The following is a 17,737-nucleotide window of genomic DNA, read 5'->3' on the forward strand; positions in this document are numbered from 1 at the left end:
GCCGGAGGCCTCCCGCGGGCGTCGTGCGACGCAGCTCACGGAGCCGCCGGCCGGCCGCCTACGCCTCGCCCTGGAGCCGCGCGTCCGCCCGCGCCTGCGCCGCGGCCTCGGGGACCGCGCGCACGAACTCGACGAGCGCCTGGCGGTAGCGGGCGAGTGACGCGACCGACACCCACTCCTCGGGGCCGTGGTGCCCGTTGCCGCTCGGCCCGAACTCGACGGCCGGTATGCCGGCCTCGAGGAACGCGAACGCGTCGGACGCGCCGTCGCGCCCGACGGTCAGGCCCGCGCCCTCCCCCGTGCGCCCCACCGCGTCGCGGAGGGCGACGACGAACGGGTTGGAGCGCGACACGATCGCCGGGGCGCGCTCGAGGACCTTCAGGACCTCCACGTCCGGGATCGCGCGGACCTGCCGCAGGATCTCCTCCGGCTCCTGCCCCGGCACGAAGCGGATGTCGATCGTGATCTCGCAGCGGTCCGGGACCATGTTGAAGGCGTCGCCGCCGTGGATCCGCGACAGGTTGATCGACGGGCGGTCGTACAGGTCGGAGCTCTGGCGCGAGAACGGCAGCGTCTCGATCCGCCGGAACACGTCGAACGCCTTCAGCGCGGCGTTGTCCCCCAGCCAGGGCGTCGACCCGTGCGCCGACACGCCGTGGACCGCCAGGCGCATCGCGAGCACGCCCTTGGCCTGCACCCCGATCTGCAGCTCGGTCGGCTCGCCCGTGATCGCGAAGTCGCCGCGGAGCAGTCCGGCCTTCACCAGCGCGTCCGTCGAGCGGCGGTTGACCTGCTCGCTCTCCTCGTCGGGCACGACGACGAGCTGCACGCGCGCCCGGCCCGCGGGGCCGCCGGCCGCGCCCTCCTGGGCGCAGTCGTGGAGCGCGCAGAGCATGGCGGCCAGGCCGCCCTTCATGTCGTAGGTGCCGCGCCCGTACAGGCGGTCGCCGTCGGGGCGCGGGGTGAACTGCCCCTCCAGGCCGGGGACGACGTCGACGTGGCCGTGGAAGACGACGGCGGGCGCGTCGGGGTCCGTCGGGCCGACGCTGGCCAGGAGCACCGGCAGCCCGTCGTGATCCACGTCGCGCGCGTCGATGCCGTGGGACTCGAGCCAGCCCTTGACGAAGCCTCCGGCGGCGCGGAGGCCGTCCGGGGTCGAGGTGTCGTACCCGACCAGCCGCTCCGTGAGCACCCGTTCGTCCATGGCGACAGCCTAGGCGTCCGCCCGCTCCGCCGCCGCGCGCGGGCACGGCCGTGCGAAGATGCCCCGGACCCCTCCGACGGAGCCACGCATGAGCAGCGATCACCCCAGCGACAAGACCACGAACATCTCCCTCGTCCCGAGCGTCCTCGGCTTCGGCCTGGCGAGCGTGGTCGCGCTCGTCGTGATGTTCGGCTCGATGCTCTGGAACCACTTCGGCGGCTTCTGAGCCGCCTGACCGGCCTACGGCCGCCAGGGCCGAGGCGCAGCCGGCGGACGGGCGACGCGTCGCCCGCCCGCCGCGCCGTCAGCAGGCCTTCGAGCCCCGGTAGTGGCCCAGCGTGCCCTTGCGCTTCGAATCGAGCAGCACGGTCTGCCCAGGCGCAATCGAGTGGCACGCACCGTCCGAGTTGTTGGCGATGTCCGCCTTGCGCCGGACGGTGGTGGAACCGCAGTTGCGGTAGTACAGCAGGCTGTACCCCGACGGCCCGACATCGTTGCTCGTGATGGTGTCCCCACAGGCGTAGGACGCCGCCGCCGAGCTGGGCGCCGCCCCGAAGCCGAGCGCGCCAACCACCGCGAGCGCGCCGGTGGCGGCGCCGATGCCGACGGTCCTCCGCGCGGAACGCGACCAGCGGCCCAAGTCGCGGCGAGTGATGTGTGTGGTCTGCAACATGTCTCCACCGTAGACGCCTCCCCACCCCCACTGCAACCCCAAAATCGTTTCACACTGAACGATGGCGTGAGGGCACTCGTGTGGCGGGATCGCGGGGTGGATGGTCCACCAGAGGACGAAGCGCCGCGGGCCCGGATCGACGATCCGGGCCCGCGGCGCTTCGGGGATGCGTGGGGACGGCGCTCAGCGCTGCGCGAGGGCGTCGCCGACGCGCACGAGGGCGTCGGCGCGGCGCTTGCCGGCCAGGGCCAGGCGGTGCGCCTCGGTGCCCTTCTCGGTGCCGGCCAGGCGCTCCTCGGCCTCGCGCAGGTCCGCCTCGACCTTCGAGCGGTCGTACTCCTCGACCGGGAACGCGTGGTCGACGAGCAGCAGGACGCTGCCGTCCTGCGCGACCTGCAGGTAGCCGCCGGTCTGGACCCAGCGCTTGACCTCGCCGTCGTTCGGCAGCGTCACCCGCAGCTCGGCCGGCTCGAGCCGGCCGAGGAGCGGGACGTGCTTCGCGAGGATGCCGATCTCCCCCGCCACCGTGCGGGTCGAGACCTGCTGCACCTCGCCGGAGAAGAGCTCGCCGGTGGGCGTGAGGACCTCAGCGCGGAACGGGGTGTGAGCCACGGCGATCAGCCCTTCTTGGCGGCCTCGACGACGTCGTCGATCGAGCCCTTGAGGAGGAACGCGGACTCGGGCAGGTCGTCGTGCTCGCCGTCGATGAGCTCCTTGAACGAGCGCACGGTCTCGGCGATCGGCACGTACTGGCCCGGCGAGCCCGTGAACTGCTCGGCGACGTGGAACGGCTGCGACAGGAAGCGCTCGACCTTGCGGGCGCGCTGCACGAGGATCTTGTCCTCCTCGCCCAGCTCGTCGATGCCGAGGATCGCGATGATGTCCTGCAGCTCCTTGTAGCGCTGCAGGATCTCCTTGACGCGGTTGGCGACCTCGTAGTGCTCCTGGCCCACGACCTCGGGCTTGAGGATCGTCGAGGTGGAGTCGAGCGGGTCGACCGCCGGGTAGATGCCCTTCTCCGAGATGGAGCGCGAGAGCACCGTCTGGGCGTTCAGGTGGGCGAACACCGCGGCCGGGGCGGGGTCGGTCAGGTCGTCCGCCGGGACGTACACGGCCTGCACGGACGTGACGGAGCCCTGGCGGGTCGACGTGATCCGCTCCTGCAGCTGGCCCATCTCCGACTCCAGCGTCGGCTGGTAGCCGACCTGGGACGGCATGCGGCCCAGGAGCGCCGAGACCTCGGAGCCCGCCTGGACGAAGCGGAAGATGTTGTCGATGAACAGCAGCACGTCCTGGCCGCCCTGCTCGCGGAAGTACTCCGCCATCGTCAGGCCGGTCAGGGCCACGCGCATGCGGGCTCCGGGGGGCTCGTTCATCTGGCCGAAGACGAGCATCGTCTTGTCGATGACGCCCGACTCCTGCATCTCCAGGTAGAGGTCCGTGCCCTCGCGGGTGCGCTCGCCGACGCCGCAGAACGCGGACAGGCCGCCGTGCTCCTGCGCCAGGTTGTTGATGAGCTCCTGGATCAGGACGGTCTTGCCCACGCCGGCGCCGCCGAACAGGCCGACCTTGCCGCCCTTGGCGTACGGGGCGAGCAGGTCGATGACCTTGATGCCCGTCTCGAACATCTCGGTCGTCGGGGTGAGGTCCTCGACCTTCGGGGCGTGGCGGTGGATGCCCCAGCGCTCGGCCTCGGGATCCAGCTCGGCGCCCTCGTCGATCGGGTCGCCGAGGACGTTGAAGATGCGGCCGAGCGTCGTGCGGCCGACGGGGACCGAGATCGGGCCGCCCGTGTCGCGCACCTCGGTGCCGCGGGCCAGGCCGTCGGTCGACTCCATCGCGACCGCGCGCAGGCGGTCGTCGCCGAGGTGCTGCTGGACCTCGAAGACGAGCTTCGTGCCGTCGGCGAGCGTCGTCTCGATCGCGTTGTTGATCTCGGGCAGCCCGTCGGGGAACGACGCCTCGACGACGACGCCCTGGATCGACTCGATCCGCCCGGTGTGGGTAGCGGTGAAGGTTCCGGCTTCCATGGTCTTTCTCTTTTCGTGCGGGTCCGGGCGGGGCTAGCTCAGCGCCTCGGCGCCCGCGACGACTTCCATGATTTCCTGCGTGATGTCGGCCTGGCGCGCGCGGTTCATCGCGAGCGTGAGGCTCTGGATGACATCCCCGGCGTTGTCCGACGCGCTGCGCATGGCGGTCATGCGCGCGCCGTGCTCGGACGCGGCCGACTCGAGGAGCGCGCGGAGCAGCGAGATCTCCACGAACTCCGGCACGAGCTCCGCGAGGATCTCGGCGGGGTCGGGCTCGTACTCCACGAGCGCCTTCGGGCCCGAGCCCTGGTCGGCCTCGCCGGCGAGGTCGTGCTCGCCGGCGTCGTCGACGACGCTCGCCGCGGCGAGGGGCAGGAGCGTCTCGCGACGGACCTCCTGCACCAGCGGCGAGACGTAGCCGTTGTAGATGACCTCGACGCGGTCCACGTGGCCGTCCACGTACGCGGCCACCAGCGCCTCGGCCACCTCGGCCGCGTGCGACTGGTTCGGCGCGTCGGTGAAGCCGGTGTAGGCGCCGTCGACGGGACGGTTGCGGAAGTTCAGCGCGGCCTCGCCACGGCGACCCGTGACGTAGTAGCGCACCTCTTCGCCCTTCGCCTCGAGCTCCTCCGCCCGGGCGAGGCCCGCGCGCAGGATCTGCGAGTTGAAGGCGCCCGCCAGGCCGCGGTCGGCCGTCACGAGGACGAGGCCGACGACCTTCTCCTGCTCGTGCGTCTGCAGGACCGGCTGGGCCTGCAGCTCGCCGGCGCCGGCCGCGGCCGCGGCCTGGCTGGTCATGCGGCGCACCGCGTCCGCGTAGGGGCGCAGCGACGCCGCGCGCTGCTCGGCCTTGCGCAGGCGCGAGGCCGAGACCATCTCCATGGCCCGCGTGATCTTGCGGATGTTCTGGACCGAGGCGATCCGGGCTTTGACGTCGCTCTGCGCCATGCGTCAGCTCCCGAGGGGTCGGAGGGCGACGGCCATCAGGCCGACGCGCCCTGCGTCAGCGGCTCGCCGTGCTCGTCGAGGTCGTAGCCGAAGTCCTGCTCCGTGAACTTCGCGACGAAGGCCTTGACCTCGCCGATCGTGTCGTCGGACCAGTCGCCCGACGCGATCTTCTCGCGCGTGCCGCCGATCTCGGACTTCGCCGACTCGACGAGACGCTCGAGGTAGTCCTCGACGCGGTCGACGGCGATGCGGTCCAGGTAGCCGTTCGTGGCGGCGTAGATCTGGATGACCTGGTCCTGGACCGGCAGCGGCGAGCGCTCGCCCTGGTTCAGCGTGCGCACGAGGCGCGCGCCGCGGTCGAGGGTCTTGCGCGTGTCGGCGTCCAGGTCGGAGCCGAACTGCGCGAAGGCCTCGAGGTCGCGGTACTGCGACAGCGCGAGCTTCAGGCCGCCCTGGACCTTCTTCATCGGCTTCGTCTGCGCCGACGAGCCGACGCGGGAGACCGAGATGCCGACGTTGATCGCGGGGCGGACGCCCGAGTAGAACAGCTTCGGCTCGAGGAAGATCTGGCCGTCGGTGATCGAGATGACGTTCGTCGGGATGTACGCCGACACGTCGCCCGCCTGCGTCTCGATGATCGGCAGGGCGGTCATCGACCCGCCGCCGAGCTCGTCGGACAGCTTCACCGCGCGCTCGAGCAGGCGGGAGTGCAGGTAGAAGACGTCGCCCGGGTACGCCTCGCGGCCCGGCGGGCGGCGCAGCAGCAGGGACATCTGGCGGTACGCGAAGGCGTGCTTCGTCAGGTCGTCGTACACCGCGAGCGTGTGGCCGCCCTTGTACACGAAGTACTCGGCCATCGCGGCGCCCGCGTACGGCGCGACGTACTTGATCGGCGCGGCCTCGTCGGCGGACGCGGCGACGATGATCGTGGAGTCCAGCGCGCCGGCCTCGGCGAGGGTCTGGGCCAGGCCGACGACCGTGGCCATGCGCTGGCCGATCGCGACGTAGACCGAGATGACCCCGGACTCCTTGTTGTTGATGATCGTGTCGATCGCGATCGACGTCTTGCCGGTCTGGCGGTCGCCGATGATGAGCTCGCGCTGGCCGCGGCCGACGGGGATCATGGCGTCGATCGCCTTGATGCCGGTCTGCAGCGGCTCGGTGACGGGCTGACGGGCGACGATGCCCGGCGCCTTGAACTCGAGCGGACGGGTCTCCGTCGTCTCGATGGGGCCCTTGCCGTCGAGCGGCACGCCGAGCGGGGAGACGATGCGGCCCAGCAGGGCCTCGCCGACCGGGATCTCGAGCAGCTTGCCGCTGCGCTTGACCGTGTCGCCCTCGACGACCTTCTCCCAGTCGCCGAAGAGCACGGCGCCGACGTTGTCGGAGTCGAGGTTCAGGGCCAGGCCGGTGACGCCGTGCGGGAACTCGAGGCGCTCGAGGGATACCGCGTTGTCCAGGCCGTGGACGCGCGCGATGCCGTCCGCGACGGAGAGGACGGTGCCGACCTCGGTGAGCTCGGACGCGCCGGCGTCCAGGCCCTGGATGCGGCTCTTGAGGATGCTGGTGATCTCGTCGGGCTTGATCTGCATGGAGCTTGGGTCCTTGAAAGGGCGGGTCAGCCGGCCGCGACCTGGCGGCGGAGCGACTCGAGGCGGTTACGGATGGAGGCGTCGAGGATCTGGTTGCCGACGCGGAGCGTCAGGCCCCCGACGAGATCGGGATCGACCGAGGTGGTGAGCTCGACCGTGCGACCGGTGCGGCGACCGATCTCGTCGCCGATGCGTTGGGCGGCCTGCTCGTCCAGCGCGACCGCGCTGGTGATCGTCACAGGCAGGAGCTTACGCTCCTCCCGCCACAGCCCGTCGAAGCTGCGCCGCAGGCGCGGCAGCAGGGGCAGACGGTGGTTCTCCACGAGCAGGTCGAGGAGGTTCATCAGCGCGGGCTCGCCGTCCACCACGAGGCGCGGCAAGGCGTCCCGCTTCTCGCCGCTCGTGAAGTACGGCGAGTAGAAGAACAGGCGCAGGTCCCGCGACGCCGCGAAGGCGTCGTCGAGCTGGGCCAGCTGCCCGGCCACCGTGTCGAGGGTGCCCTGGTCCCGGGCGACCTCGAACAGCGAGCGGGCGTAGACGCGAGCGATGTCTTCCATGGTTCCTAGCTCCGGCCCTGGCCCGAGAGCTGCGAGAAGTCGATCTCGCTCAGGGCCTCGTCGAGCAGGCGCTGCTGGTCCTCGGGGGTCAGCGTCTTGCGGGTGACCTTCGCGGTCGCCTCGACGGTCAGCGCGGCGACCTCGCCGCGCAGCTCGTCCTTGGCGCGGCGCGTCTCCGCCTCGATGTCGCGGCGGGCCTGCTCCACGAGGGACTCGCGGGTCTTGCGCCCCTCCTCGATGGCCTCGCGCTCGGCCTGCTCGCCGGAGCGACGGGCACGGGCGACGATCTCCTCGCTCTCCGCGCGGGCGGCGGCGAGCTGCTGGCGGTACTCCTCGGCCAGGCGCTCGGCCTCGGCCTTCGCGTCCTCGGACGCCTTGATCCGGTCCTCGATCGCGCGCTGGCGCTTGTCGATCACGTCGCGGATCGGCGGCCAGGCGTACTTCGCGAGGACGAACAGGGAGATGACGAAGACCAGCAGCACCCAGATCATCAGGCCCGGCACGGGCTTGACGAGCGGGTTCAGGTCATCGCTCCCTTCCTCGGCGGCGGCCAGGACCAGGGTCCCGGACGTGGTCAACGTGGCCAGCATCGGATCAGACGAAGAACGCGATGAGGCCCGCGACGAAGCCGTAGAAGACCGTGGCCTCGGTCAGCGCGAAGCCGAGGAACATGCGGCCCTGGAGGTCACCGGCGAGGTCGGGCTGGCGGGAGATGGCCTCGATCGTCTTGCCGAAGATGAAGCCGACGCCGATGCCGGTGCCGAGCGCCGCAAGACCGGTGCCCAGGCCCAGGCCGATGGCGCGGCCGGCCTTCTCGCCGGCGGCCGTCGCGGTGTCGAGGCTCTCGGCGGCCTGCGCGAGCGTGGTGATGATGGAGATGTCCACGGGTGCTCCTTTAGTGCTCCTCGGCGACGGCGCCGCCGATGTAGATCGCGGTGAGGGTGCTGAAGATGAACGCCTGGAGGGCAGCCACCAGGGTCAGTTCGAAGAGGAAGAAGACGACGGCGATCGCGGCGGTCGCGATGCCGAGGATCCCTGCGCCGACCCAGCCCGGCTCGAGCAGGACGACGAGGCCGCCGGCCATGAACAGGATCAGCAGGTGGCCGGCCAGGATGTTGGCGTAGAGACGCAGCGAGAGCGAGATGAGCCGGACGAAGTGCGACAGGATCTCGATCGGGTACATCAGCGGCAGGATCCACCAGGGCAGGCCGCTCGGGACCAGGCCCTTGACGTAGCCGAAGACGCCGTGCTTGCGGATGCCGACGACGTTGTAGGAGATCCACACCACGAGCGCCAGGATCAGCGGCATCGAGATGTTCGCCGTCGCGGCGTAGAGCGCGAAGGCGGGGATGTCGGCGCCGAAGACGCTGAACGTGTGCTCCTGGTTCGTCGGCAGCGGCAGGTAGCCGAGGACGTTCGAGAAGTAGATGAAGAAGAAGAGCGTCGCGATGAAGGGGAACCACGTGCGCGCGGTCTTCTTCGACGCGATGTTGTCGCCGACGATCGTGGAGTCGACGAACTCGTACGCCCACTCCACGACGGTCTCGGCGCGCCCCCGCGGGTGCGCCTGCATGCGCCGCGCGATGAGCACGAGCGTCAGCACCGTCAGGAGGCCGGCGAGGATGACGTACAGGACGGCCTTGCTGATCGACAGGTCGATGCCGAACAGCTCCATGTGCGGCCCGATCAGCGGCTTGCTGACGTCGAACTCGGCATCGGGCTTGAACTCGTCCGCCGCCGAGGCGAGCGCCGGCGCGGCTAGCGCGGCGACGAGCGGGGTGGCGGCCATCAGGGCGCGGTGGCGCAGCTTCACGATTGCCCCTCCGAGGGGTGCTGGACCGGGGCCGGGCGCCCGCCATGGTTGGCGTGCAGCACCAGGCTGGTGACGAAGTGGACGGTGAACACGACGACCGCGAGGATGACGGCCGCGAAGCCGGTCTCTCGGTCGGTCAGGAGGCCGACGAGGAGCGCGGCGAGGCCCGGGATCCAGGCCCGGCTCACGACGCCGACGGCGACGAAGTTGAGGGCGCGCCCCGCGTCCTTGCCCTCCGCCTCCGCGCGGGCGACGAGGTACGCGTTGACGACGCGCTGCGCGATCCAGGCGACGGCCACGGAGACCCAGGCCAGGATCGGCAGGTCGGCGACCACGAACACCACGAGGGCGAGCAGCAGGACGACGAGGTCCAGGAGGCGAGCGACCTTCACGCGGTCACGGCTCCCGGAACGTGCGGATGACGAGCGCCATGCCCGCGACGAACCCGACGGCCGCCCCCGCGAGGGTGAGCGGGAGCGTCGGCCCCGTGAGGGCGCCCAGCGCGAACCCCAGCGCGGCGGCCACCAGGATGGTGGCGACCAGCAGCGCGCCCGCGCCGAGCCCTCGGCCGGATGGAGGGGGCGTGGACACGGGACGGCGAAGTCGTGGGGCGGCGGTCGTGCGAGAGCATCGATCGAGCTGCCGGGGATCCCGAGGGATCAGGCCGAAGAGGACTGGGCGTCCGCTCCGCACCCGGCGAGGGGCAGCAGACTACCCGAACGGCCCGCGCCGTGCCACCAGCCAGGCGCGCGAAATCGCCCGTGGTGACGGGGGACGCGTGGGTTCGCGCCGGGATGCACGAGGGCTCGTGCCTTGGCGCATAAGCGCTCGTGCCCAAGCGCACGAAGCGGATCTCCGCGCCGGGGTCGCGTGGACGGTCGTCCGTCTCGCGACCCGGGGCGCTCGTCGGGGTTCGCCGCTCCCACGGGGTCCCCTCCCCCGTGATCGGCGGCGGACGCCGGAACTCGAGTCAGGCGGCGCAGGCGCCGATGACCTCCTGCCACCACCCGGCCTCGGCGTCGTCGGTGGCGCGGTCGAGCCGCCGCCGGGCCTGCTGCTGGACGGCCTGGCGGGATCCCACCATCACGACGGGGCCGGAGACGGCGTAGCGCCCGTCCTCGAGGACGACGAGGGCGCCCGGGCGGTCGTGGCGCAGCCGCAGCCGCTCGACGACCGCGATCCCGCCGACCGTCGCGGGGACGGCGGGGTCGCCGTCGCGGGCGTCCCACGGGCCGGTGCGGAAGATCGGGGCGATCGCGACGAGCCGCCGGGCGGGCCGCGGCGGCGGACCGACGGGCCCGTCGCGCCAGCGCTCGACGAGCGCCGGGATCTCGTGCGCGACCTCGCGCCGGGCGAGCACGTGCAGGCGGTCCCCGGCCAGCAGGCGGGTGGAGCCGCGGGGCAGCAGGGCCTCGCTCCCGCGGACCAGGACGTTGACCAGCGCCTCGCGCGGCAGCCCCAGGTCGCGCACCCGGGCGCCGACCATCGCGTCGTCCTCGCGGACGCGCACCTCGAGCACCTCGGCCCCGAGGCGCCGGATCGCCATGACCTCGACGAGCGGCCGGTCGATGGCCGGGCGCGTCGTCGTGACCCGCAGCGCGCGCGCGAGCGACTCGAACGTCACGCCCTGCAGGACCGTGGACAGCAGCACCACGAAGAAGACGATCGCCAGGAACTCCTGCGCCCGGGGCACGCCCGCGATGACGGGGAACGTCGCGAAGACGATCGGGACCGCGCCGCGCAGGCCCGCCCACGACATCGCGGCCTGCTCCCCGCGCGTGAAGCGCAGCGGCGCGAGCAGCAGGTGGACGGCGGCAGGCCGGCCGAGCAGCAGGAGCGCGGCGGTGACGACGAGACCCTCCACCCAGACGTCGCCGAGCGCCTGGGGCGACACGAGCAGGCCCAGCGACAGGAACATCGCGAGCTGGGCGACCCACGCCAGCCCGTCGTGGAAGGCGGTGATCGAGCGCTTGCCGTGGATCGGGCCGCTGCCGAGCGCGAGGCCCGCCACGTAGACGGCGAGGAGCCCCGAGCCGTGGAGGGTGGCGGCGACGGCGTAGGCGAGGATCGCGGTCGCCAGCGAGGCGACGGGGTACAGCCCCTCGCTGGCCAGCCGCGCCCGCCGGAACGCCCAGACGGCGAGCGCGCCGATCGCGGCGCCGACGACCGCGTCGATCGTCAGCTCGGTGACCATGCCGACGAACAGGTCGACGACGGTGCCCTCGTCCTGCACGATGTCGATGAGCCCGATGACGAGCAGGGCCGTCACGGGGTCGTTCATGCCCGCCTCGCCCTCGAGCGTGCGGGCCAGCCGCCGCCGCAGGGTCGAGCCGCGCAGGAGCGCGAAGATCGCGGCCCCGTCCGTGGAGGCCATGATCGCCGCGAGCAGCAGGCCCTGCTCGAAGCTCAGGTCGAGCGTCAGGTAGGCGACGGTGCCGACGACCGCGGTGGTCACCAGGACGCCGAGGGTCGCGAGCGCGGCGGCCGGCACGATCACCGGCCGGATCTCGCGCAGCCCGGACGCCAGGCCGCCCTCGAACAGGATGAGCACCAGCGCGACGAGCCCGACGTCGCGGATCAGCGTGGCGTCGCGCACCTCGACGACGTCGGCGCCGGACGGGCCGGCGAGCATCCCGAGGAGCAGGAAGACGACGAGCGCCGGGACCCGTAGTCGCCCGGCGAAGAGCGAGGCCGCCAGGCCCGCCACCAGCAGGAGGCCGGCGAGCAGGAGGACCGAGGCGAGCACCCCGACGATCCTATCGGCGCCCCCGCGCCGCGCCCCCTGCCGCGGGGGCGCGCGCGGGTCGCGGCGGACGCGCCGCCACGGAGGGGTGGGTCAGTCGTCGAGCGGAACGAAGTCGCTCTTCGCCGCGCCGCAGACGGGGCAGCACCAGCCGTCGGGGATGTCCTCGAAGGCCGTTCCGGGCGGGATCCCCCCGTCCGGGTCGCCCTCCTCGGGGTCGTAGATGAACCCGCACGGCTCACAGATCCACTGCATCGGCCCCCAGTTGTACCGACTCGACGGCGGCGGGCCGCCGGCGCCGGGCCCGGTCAGGGACGGGCGGCGGGGTCCGCGGCGGAGGTCGTCAGCTCGTCCTCCGTGATCGCGTCGATCTCGCCGGTCTCGAGCGAGCGCGCGACGTGCGAGTCGATCTCGGCGTCGGTCGCGTGCGGCCGGATGCGGCGCATGCGCAGCGCGTCGAGCCGGCGCAGCTTCAGGATCTCGAGGACGAGCACCAGGTAGACGCTGAAGCTGAGCACCGCGAGCGTGATGACGACCATGACCGCGGTCCATGCGGGCGAGTACCCCTCGCGATTGGGGCTGTACGGCACGAACCCGAGCGCGACCGCGAGCCCCGCGAGCGACGCCGCCCACGCGTACAGGTAGAGCACCGTCCGGCGCGGACTGAAGCCGATCCGGGTGAGCCGGTGGTGGAAGTGGTTCTGGTCGGCGTTGTAGATCGGGACGCCGGACTTCAGGCGCTTGAGCACCACGAACGTCGTGTCGAGCATCGGCAGCGCGAGGACGACGAACGGCACGACGAGGGCGAGGACGGCGTTCGTCTTGACGGACCCCTCGACGGCGACGGCGGCGAGCAGGTAGCCGAGCAGCAGCGCCCCCGCGTCGCCCATGAAGACCCGCGCGGGGTGGAAGTTGTGGACGAGGAACCCCGCGGCGGCGCCGGCCGTCGCGCCCGCCAGCAGGGACGCGTGGGTGGTGCCCAGGTTCCACGCGACGATGCCCATCGCGACCGCGGCGATCGCCGAGACGCCCGCGGCGAGGCCGTCGATGCCGTCGGAGAAGTTGACGACGTTCATGAGCGCCACGAACCCCAGGACGGTGAGCGGCGCCCCGAAGTCGTGGAACTGCACGGCCCCCAGGAACGGGAAGGTGATGTTCTCGACGACGACGTGCTGCGAGACCGGGATCGCCGCCGCGACGATCTGGCCCGCGAGCTTGACGAGCCACGGCAGGTCGAAGCGGTCGTCGATCGCGCCGACCACCGCGATGACGACGCCGCCGAGGAGGACCGCGTCGAGCTCGGACTGGAAGCCCGCCCAGCTGGGCGGCAGCCGGAGGAGCAGGACCGTGACGCCGACGGCGGCCAGGATCGCGAGCCCGCCGAGCAGCGGCGTGCCGCCGGCGGCGAGGCCGCGGCCCCGGGGGCGATCGACGGCGCCGACCAGCCGGGCGAAGCGCGCCACCAGGGGGGTGGCGACCGCGGCCACCGCGAAGGCGACCAGCAGCCCCACGACGGGATCGCGCCAGGTCATGCCGACCGCATGCTAGACCCGGGACCGGCCGGGCCGGGGCGTCGCCCCGGCCCCGTGGCCGCTCAGCCCAGCTGGGTGTAGAGCGGGTGGGCGGCCGCGACGGCGGCGACGCGGGCGGCCAGGTCCTCGCGCTGGGCGGCGAAGCCGGCGTCGTCCGCGCTCAGCGCGGCGCCGATGATCCGGCCGACCTCGCGGAAGTCGTCGACGCTGAGGCCCCGCGTCGCGAGCGCGGACGTGCCGACGCGCAGGCCGGACGTCACCATCGGCGGGCGCGGGTCGAACGGCACCGCGTTGCGGTTGACCGTGATGCCGACCTCGTGCAGGCGGTCCTCGGCCTGCTGGCCGTCGAGCGGGGTGTCGCGCAGGTCGACGAGCACCAGGTGCACGTCGGTGCCGCCCGTGAGGACGTTGAGGCCGCCGGCGCCGGCGCCGTCACGGGTGGCGAGGAGCTCCTCGGCCAGGACGCGCGCGCCCGCGATCGTGCGCTCCTGGCGCTCCTTGAACTCGGGCGCCGCGGCGATCTTCAGCGCGACGGCCTTCGCGGCGATGACGTGCTCGAGCGGACCGCCCTGCTGGCCGGGGAAGACGGCCTGGTCGATCTTCTTCTGGTGCTCGGCGCGGCACAGGATGATGCCCGAGCGCGGGCCGCCCAGCGTCTTGTGGACCGTCGTCGTCACGACGTCGGCGTGCGGGACGGGGCTGGGGTGCAGGCCGGCGGCGACGAGGCCGGCGAAGTGCGCCATGTCGACCCACAGGTACGCGCCGACCTCGTCCGCGATCTCGCGGAAGCGCGCGAAGTCCATCTGGCGCGGGTACGCGGACCAGCCGGCGACGATCATCTTCGGCTTCGTCTCGCGGGCGAGCTGCGCGACGGCGTCCATGTCGACCTGCGACGTCTCGCGGTCGACCTCGTAGGCGACGATGTCGTACAGGCGGCCCGAGACGTTGAGCTTCATCCCGTGGCTGAGGTGGCCGCCGTGGGCGAGCGAGAGGCCCATGACGCGGTCGCCCGGCTGCAGGAGCGCGTGGTAGACGGCGTTGTTCGCCTGCGCGCCCGAGTGCGGCTGGACGTTGGCGTGCTCGGCGCCGAAGAGCGCCTTGGCGCGGTCGATCGCGAGCTGCTCGACGACGTCGACGTGCTCGCAGCCGCCGTAGTACCGGCGGCCCGGGTAGCCCTCGGCGTACTTGTTCGTCAGCACGGAGCCCTGGCACTCCAGGACCGCCTGCGGCACGAAGTTCTCCGAGGCGATCATCTCCAGCGTGTCCTGCTGGCGGCGCAGCTCGGCGCCGACGGCGGCGGCGACCTCGGGGTCGACCTCGGCCAGCGGGGCGTTGAAGAAGTCGGGCGGCAGGGCGGACACGGGCGTCTCCTCGGGGTGGTGCGGACGTGCGGTACGGGTGCCCAGGCGCGCGGCGGTGCTGCGTGTCGCTTCCCGGTGGTCCGTTCCACCCGAGGCGCCAGTCACGACAGCCTCAGAGCCTAGCGGCCGGGCGGGCGGCGCCGGCTGTCGCCTCAGTGCGTCGGCTGGCCCGGCGGGATGTCCGCGGACACCGGCGCCGTCCCGTCACCCCCGCCCTCGACGTCGGCGATCTCGAGGACGCGGCGCTCGTGGCGGCCGCCCTCGAAGTCCGTCGTCAGGAACGCGGCCACGATCGGCTCCGCGTCGGCGCCCGACAGGCGCGCCTGCGACAGGCCGAGCACGTTGATGCCGTTGTGCTTGCGGGCCATGACGGCCTCGTCGGCGTCGTGGGCGTTGACCGCGCGGATGCCCTGGATCTTGTTCGCGGTGATCGTCACGCCGTTGCCGGAGCCGCAGACGACGACGGCCCGCTCGGCGTCGCCGCCGGCGACCATGCGCGCGGCGGTCGCGGCGTACTGGGGGTAGTCCGTCGACTCCGCCGAGGTCGTGCCGGCGTCGACGACCTCGTGACCCTGCCCCTGGAGGGCGTCCTTCACGTGCTCCTTGAGCTCGAACCCGGCGTGGTCGGAGGCGACGGCGATCCGCATGGCCGCATCGTACGGCCCCTCCCCTCGCCGCGCACGGCGCCGGGCCGCCGGTCGCGGGCGGGCTCAGGCCGGCGGCAGGACGCCGTCGAGCCGGGCCGCGATCGCGGTCCGGGGCAGGGCGCCCTCGCGGACGAGGTCCCAGCCCGCGCCCTCGTGCGCGCGCCGCAGGTCGACGATCGTCGACGGTCGCCCGGGCCGGGGCCCGGCGTCGCGCACCAGCCGCGCGGCCGCGCGGATCGACGGGGGCACGGCGTCCAGCGTGGCGGGGTCGGGCCCGCCCGCCCGGTTGGCGCTCGTCTGCACGACGGGCGGGGCGTTGACCGGCTGCGCGAGGCGGGGCACGCGGACGCCGAGCGTGCCCGGCGCGTCGCCGGCCGCGGCGGGGAACGCGCCGCCCGGGTTGGGCAGCAGCACCCCGACGGGGCCGGGCAGCAGGCGCGGCAGCGCGGCGAGGACGGCCGCGGGCACGGCGTCGCGCAGCGCCGCGAGCGCCGCGTCGAGCGACCAGAAGAGGACGGAGGAGGGCTTGCCGGGATCGCGGTCCTTCAGCGCCGCCATCCGGGCGACGGCCTCGGGGCGCGACGGGTCCGCCGCCAGCCCGTAGACGGTCTCGGCCGGGAAGAGGACGACCTCGCCGGCCGCCGTCGCGGCGGTCATCGCCCGCACGTCGTCGGGCGTCAGCGGCAGGACGTCGTCGCTCACGCCGCCTTCCCCACGGCGGCGCGCGCCACGACGACGCGCCCGATGCCCGCCAGGTCGTCGCGCGTCTCGGTCGCCGCGAACCCGGCCTGCCGCGCCAGCGCCTCCGTCGCCGGCGCCTGCCCCCGGCCGATCTCGAGGGCCACCAGGTCCGCCTCCGCCGCGCGCGCGGCGGGCAGCAGCCGGCGGACGACGTCCAACCCGTCCGGTCCGCCGAAGAGCGCCAGGTGCGGGTCGTGGTCGCGCACCTCGGGCGCCAGGGTCGCGCGGTCGGTCTCGGGCACGTACGGCGGGTTGGAGAGGACGGCGAGCGGCCGCCCGCCCCGGTCGGCCGGGACGGCGTCGGCGAGCAGGTCGCCCTCGTGGAAGGCGACGTGGAGTCCCAGGCGCGCGGCGTTGGCCCGGGCGACGTCGAGCGCGTCGCGCGAGACGTCGGTGGCGTGCAGCTCGAGGTCGGGGCGCTCGTCGGCGAGCGCCAGCGCGACGGCGCCGCTGCCCGTGCCGACGTCCACGACGATCGCGCCGCGCGGCAGCTCCAGGCCCACCTCGACGAGCAGCTCCGTCTCGGGCCGCGGGATCAGCACGCGCGAGTCGACGTGGAGGTCGAGGTGACGGAAGCCGCGCACGCCCGTCAGGTGCGCCACGGACGCCCGGACCTCGGCGCGCCCGCGCTCCAGCGCCTCGACCGCGGCGGCCTGCGCGTCGGTCAGCGGCCGGTCCGGCGAGAGGAACAGCCGCGCGCGGTCGGCCCCGATCGCGTGCGCGACGAGCAGCTCGGCGTCGAGCCGGGGGGTGTCGAGCTCCGCGGCGGCGAAGCGGGCGGTGAGGCGGCGGACCGCGGCGCCGACCGTCCCCGCGCTCACGTGCCCGGCTGGGTGCTCTGGGCCTGCAGCTCGAGCAGGCGGCGCTTCTCGTCCGCCTGCAGGCCGTTCGTGAACTCCTCGAGGTCGCCCTCCAGGATGCCCTCGAGCGCGTACTTCGTGAGCTTGATGCGGTGGTCGGTGACCCGACCCTCGCCGTAGTTGTACGTGCGGATCTTCTCCGCGCGGTCGCCCGTGCCGACCTGGGCGGAGCGCGCCGCGGCCTGCTCGGCGCGCTGCTCGGCGACGGCGTGCTCGTACAGACGGGCGCGCAGCACGCGCAGGGCCTTCTCGCGGTTCTGCAGCTGCGACTTCTCGTCCTGCATCGACACCACGACGCCGGACGGCTTGTGCGTGATCCGCACCGCGGAGTCCGTCGTGTTGACGGACTGGCCGCCGGGACCGGACGACCGGTAGACGTCGATCTGCAGGTCGTTCTGGTCGATGTGGATGTCGACGTCCTCCGCCTCGGGCAGGACGGCGACGGTGCAGGTGGAGGTGTGGATGCGGCCCTGCGTCTCCGTGGCCGGAACGCGCTGGACGCGGTGGGTGCCGGCCTCCCACTTGAAGACCGAGAACGCGCCCTCGCCCTTCACCGCGAACGTGTACTTGCCGTCGGACACCTGGAGCGGCTCGGTCTTGAAGCCGCGACGCTCGGCGTACTTCGTGAGCATGCGGTAGACGTCGCCGGCCCACAGGTCGGCCTCCTCGCCCCCCGCGCCGCCCTGGATCTCGACGATGACGTCCTTGTCGTCGTTGGGGTCGGGGTCGACCATGGAGACGCGGATCTCCTCCTCCAGCTCGCCGATCCGCTCGCGGGCGGTCTCGAGCAGCTCGCGCAGCTCGGGGTCCTCCCCCTCCTCGAGCATCTCGCGGGCGCCGGCGGCGTCGTCGACGGCGCGCCGCCACTCCGTGGCGAGCGCGTTCGCGCCCTGCATGCGGCGGTACTCCCGCCCGACCTCGGCGTAGCGCTGCCGGTCCCCGATCACGGCGGGGTCCACGATCTGGGTCTCCAGCTCGGCGAACCGGGCCTCGATCTGCTCCACCAGCGCTTCGATCACGACGACCGAGCGTACCG

At 73.1% G+C, this 17,737-nt stretch carries 21 protein-coding genes and 1 riboswitch; of the genes, 1 reads left to right on the plus strand and 20 read right to left on the minus strand.

Annotated features, from left to right (window positions below; all coding sequences use genetic code 11):
• Positions 1 to 58: 58 nt before the first annotated feature.
• Positions 59 to 1,204 carry a M20/M25/M40 family metallo-hydrolase gene (locus tag J3P29_RS13710; protein WP_210494046.1) on the minus strand — a complete coding sequence of 382 codons (1,146 nt, stop codon included), beginning with the start codon at positions 1,202 to 1,204 and terminating at the stop codon, positions 59 to 61.
• Positions 1,205 to 1,292: 88 nt separating this feature from the next.
• On the opposite strand from J3P29_RS13710, the gene J3P29_RS13715 reads away from it, so the two are divergent.
• Entirely contained in the window at positions 1,293 to 1,430 is a 138-nt protein-coding gene (locus J3P29_RS13715) for a hypothetical protein (RefSeq protein WP_210494047.1), read from the plus strand.
• A gap of 78 nt (positions 1,431 to 1,508) precedes the next feature.
• Here the strand turns inward: J3P29_RS13715 and J3P29_RS13720 are convergent, their stop codons facing one another.
• The 19 genes from J3P29_RS13720 to prfA form a co-directional block, all read right to left on the minus strand.
• Complete coding sequence (locus tag J3P29_RS13720) at positions 1,509 to 1,877, minus strand: hypothetical protein (RefSeq protein ID WP_210494049.1); 369 nt, start codon at positions 1,875 to 1,877, stop codon at positions 1,509 to 1,511.
• 183 nt (positions 1,878 to 2,060) lie between these two features.
• Complete coding sequence (atpC, locus tag J3P29_RS13725; RefSeq protein ID WP_210494050.1) at positions 2,061 to 2,489, minus strand: ATP synthase F1 subunit epsilon; 429 nt, start codon at positions 2,487 to 2,489, stop codon at positions 2,061 to 2,063.
• 5 nt (positions 2,490 to 2,494) lie between these two features.
• On the minus strand, positions 2,495 to 3,907 hold the full coding sequence (atpD, locus tag J3P29_RS13730; protein WP_210494051.1) for a F0F1 ATP synthase subunit beta: 1,413 nt from the start codon (positions 3,905 to 3,907) through the stop codon (positions 2,495 to 2,497).
• 33 nt (positions 3,908 to 3,940) lie between these two features.
• Positions 3,941 to 4,855, minus strand: a complete 915-nt coding sequence (atpG, locus tag J3P29_RS13735; RefSeq protein WP_210494052.1) for an ATP synthase F1 subunit gamma — start codon at positions 4,853 to 4,855, stop codon at positions 3,941 to 3,943.
• Between the two features lie 35 nt (positions 4,856 to 4,890).
• A complete protein-coding gene (atpA, locus tag J3P29_RS13740) occupies positions 4,891 to 6,447 on the minus strand; it encodes a F0F1 ATP synthase subunit alpha (protein WP_210494054.1) in 1,557 nt (518 codons plus the stop codon).
• A gap of 26 nt (positions 6,448 to 6,473) precedes the next feature.
• Entirely contained in the window at positions 6,474 to 7,004 is a 531-nt protein-coding gene (atpH, locus tag J3P29_RS13745; RefSeq protein ID WP_210494057.1) for an ATP synthase F1 subunit delta, read from the minus strand.
• Between the two features lie 5 nt (positions 7,005 to 7,009).
• Complete coding sequence (atpF, locus tag J3P29_RS13750; RefSeq protein ID WP_246851927.1) at positions 7,010 to 7,582, minus strand: F0F1 ATP synthase subunit B; 573 nt, start codon at positions 7,580 to 7,582, stop codon at positions 7,010 to 7,012.
• A gap of 16 nt (positions 7,583 to 7,598) precedes the next feature.
• Positions 7,599 to 7,889, minus strand: a complete 291-nt coding sequence (gene atpE, locus J3P29_RS13755) for an ATP synthase F0 subunit C (protein ID WP_210494062.1) — start codon at positions 7,887 to 7,889, stop codon at positions 7,599 to 7,601.
• A 10-nt stretch (positions 7,890 to 7,899) separates the two neighbouring features.
• A complete protein-coding gene (gene atpB, locus J3P29_RS13760) occupies positions 7,900 to 8,817 on the minus strand; it encodes a F0F1 ATP synthase subunit A (protein WP_349239845.1) in 918 nt (305 codons plus the stop codon).
• Positions 8,814 to 9,209 carry a hypothetical protein gene (locus tag J3P29_RS13765; RefSeq protein ID WP_210494064.1) on the minus strand — a complete coding sequence of 132 codons (396 nt, stop codon included), beginning with the start codon at positions 9,207 to 9,209 and terminating at the stop codon, positions 8,814 to 8,816. Before J3P29_RS13765 ends, atpB begins: the two co-directional genes overlap by 4 nt.
• 4 nt (positions 9,210 to 9,213) lie before the next feature.
• Positions 9,214 to 9,408, minus strand: a complete 195-nt coding sequence (locus J3P29_RS13770; protein ID WP_210494065.1) for a hypothetical protein — start codon at positions 9,406 to 9,408, stop codon at positions 9,214 to 9,216.
• Positions 9,409 to 9,787: 379 nt separating this feature from the next.
• On the minus strand, positions 9,788 to 11,563 hold the full coding sequence (locus J3P29_RS13775) for a potassium/proton antiporter (protein ID WP_210494066.1): 1,776 nt from the start codon (positions 11,561 to 11,563) through the stop codon (positions 9,788 to 9,790).
• A 90-nt stretch (positions 11,564 to 11,653) separates the two neighbouring features.
• Entirely contained in the window at positions 11,654 to 11,815 is a 162-nt protein-coding gene (locus J3P29_RS13780) for a rubredoxin (protein WP_210494068.1), read from the minus strand.
• Positions 11,816 to 11,868: 53 nt separating this feature from the next.
• Positions 11,869 to 13,092 carry an MraY family glycosyltransferase gene (locus tag J3P29_RS13785; RefSeq protein ID WP_210494069.1) on the minus strand — a complete coding sequence of 408 codons (1,224 nt, stop codon included), beginning with the start codon at positions 13,090 to 13,092 and terminating at the stop codon, positions 11,869 to 11,871.
• 62 nt (positions 13,093 to 13,154) lie between these two features.
• Positions 13,155 to 14,453 carry a serine hydroxymethyltransferase gene (gene glyA, locus J3P29_RS13790; protein WP_210494070.1) on the minus strand — a complete coding sequence of 433 codons (1,299 nt, stop codon included), beginning with the start codon at positions 14,451 to 14,453 and terminating at the stop codon, positions 13,155 to 13,157.
• Positions 14,454 to 14,485: 32 nt separating this feature from the next.
• Positions 14,486 to 14,568, minus strand: a riboswitch (ZMP/ZTP riboswitch).
• Positions 14,569 to 14,605: 37 nt separating this feature from the next.
• Complete coding sequence (gene rpiB / locus J3P29_RS13795) at positions 14,606 to 15,100, minus strand: ribose 5-phosphate isomerase B (RefSeq protein ID WP_210494071.1); 495 nt, start codon at positions 15,098 to 15,100, stop codon at positions 14,606 to 14,608.
• Between the two features lie 63 nt (positions 15,101 to 15,163).
• Positions 15,164 to 15,802, minus strand: coding sequence for a Sua5/YciO/YrdC/YwlC family protein (locus tag J3P29_RS13800; RefSeq protein WP_210494073.1), 639 nt, complete (start codon positions 15,800 to 15,802; stop codon positions 15,164 to 15,166).
• The gene (gene prmC / locus J3P29_RS13805) at positions 15,799 to 16,662 is read right to left on the minus strand and encodes a peptide chain release factor N(5)-glutamine methyltransferase (RefSeq protein ID WP_210494074.1); all 864 of its coding nucleotides are present in this window, start codon (positions 16,660 to 16,662) and stop codon (positions 15,799 to 15,801) included. Before prmC ends, J3P29_RS13800 begins: the two co-directional genes overlap by 4 nt.
• Positions 16,659 to 17,717: a peptide chain release factor 1 gene (prfA, locus tag J3P29_RS13810; RefSeq protein WP_349239869.1), complete on the minus strand. Its 1,059-nt coding sequence runs from the start codon at positions 17,715 to 17,717 to the stop codon at positions 16,659 to 16,661. Before prfA ends, prmC begins: the two co-directional genes overlap by 4 nt.
• Positions 17,718 to 17,737: the final 20 nt, after the last annotated feature.

It is taken from the genome of Patulibacter sp. SYSU D01012 (genome assembly GCF_017916475.1).
In the GTDB taxonomy this organism is placed as follows: domain Bacteria; phylum Actinomycetota; class Thermoleophilia; order Solirubrobacterales; family Solirubrobacteraceae; genus Patulibacter.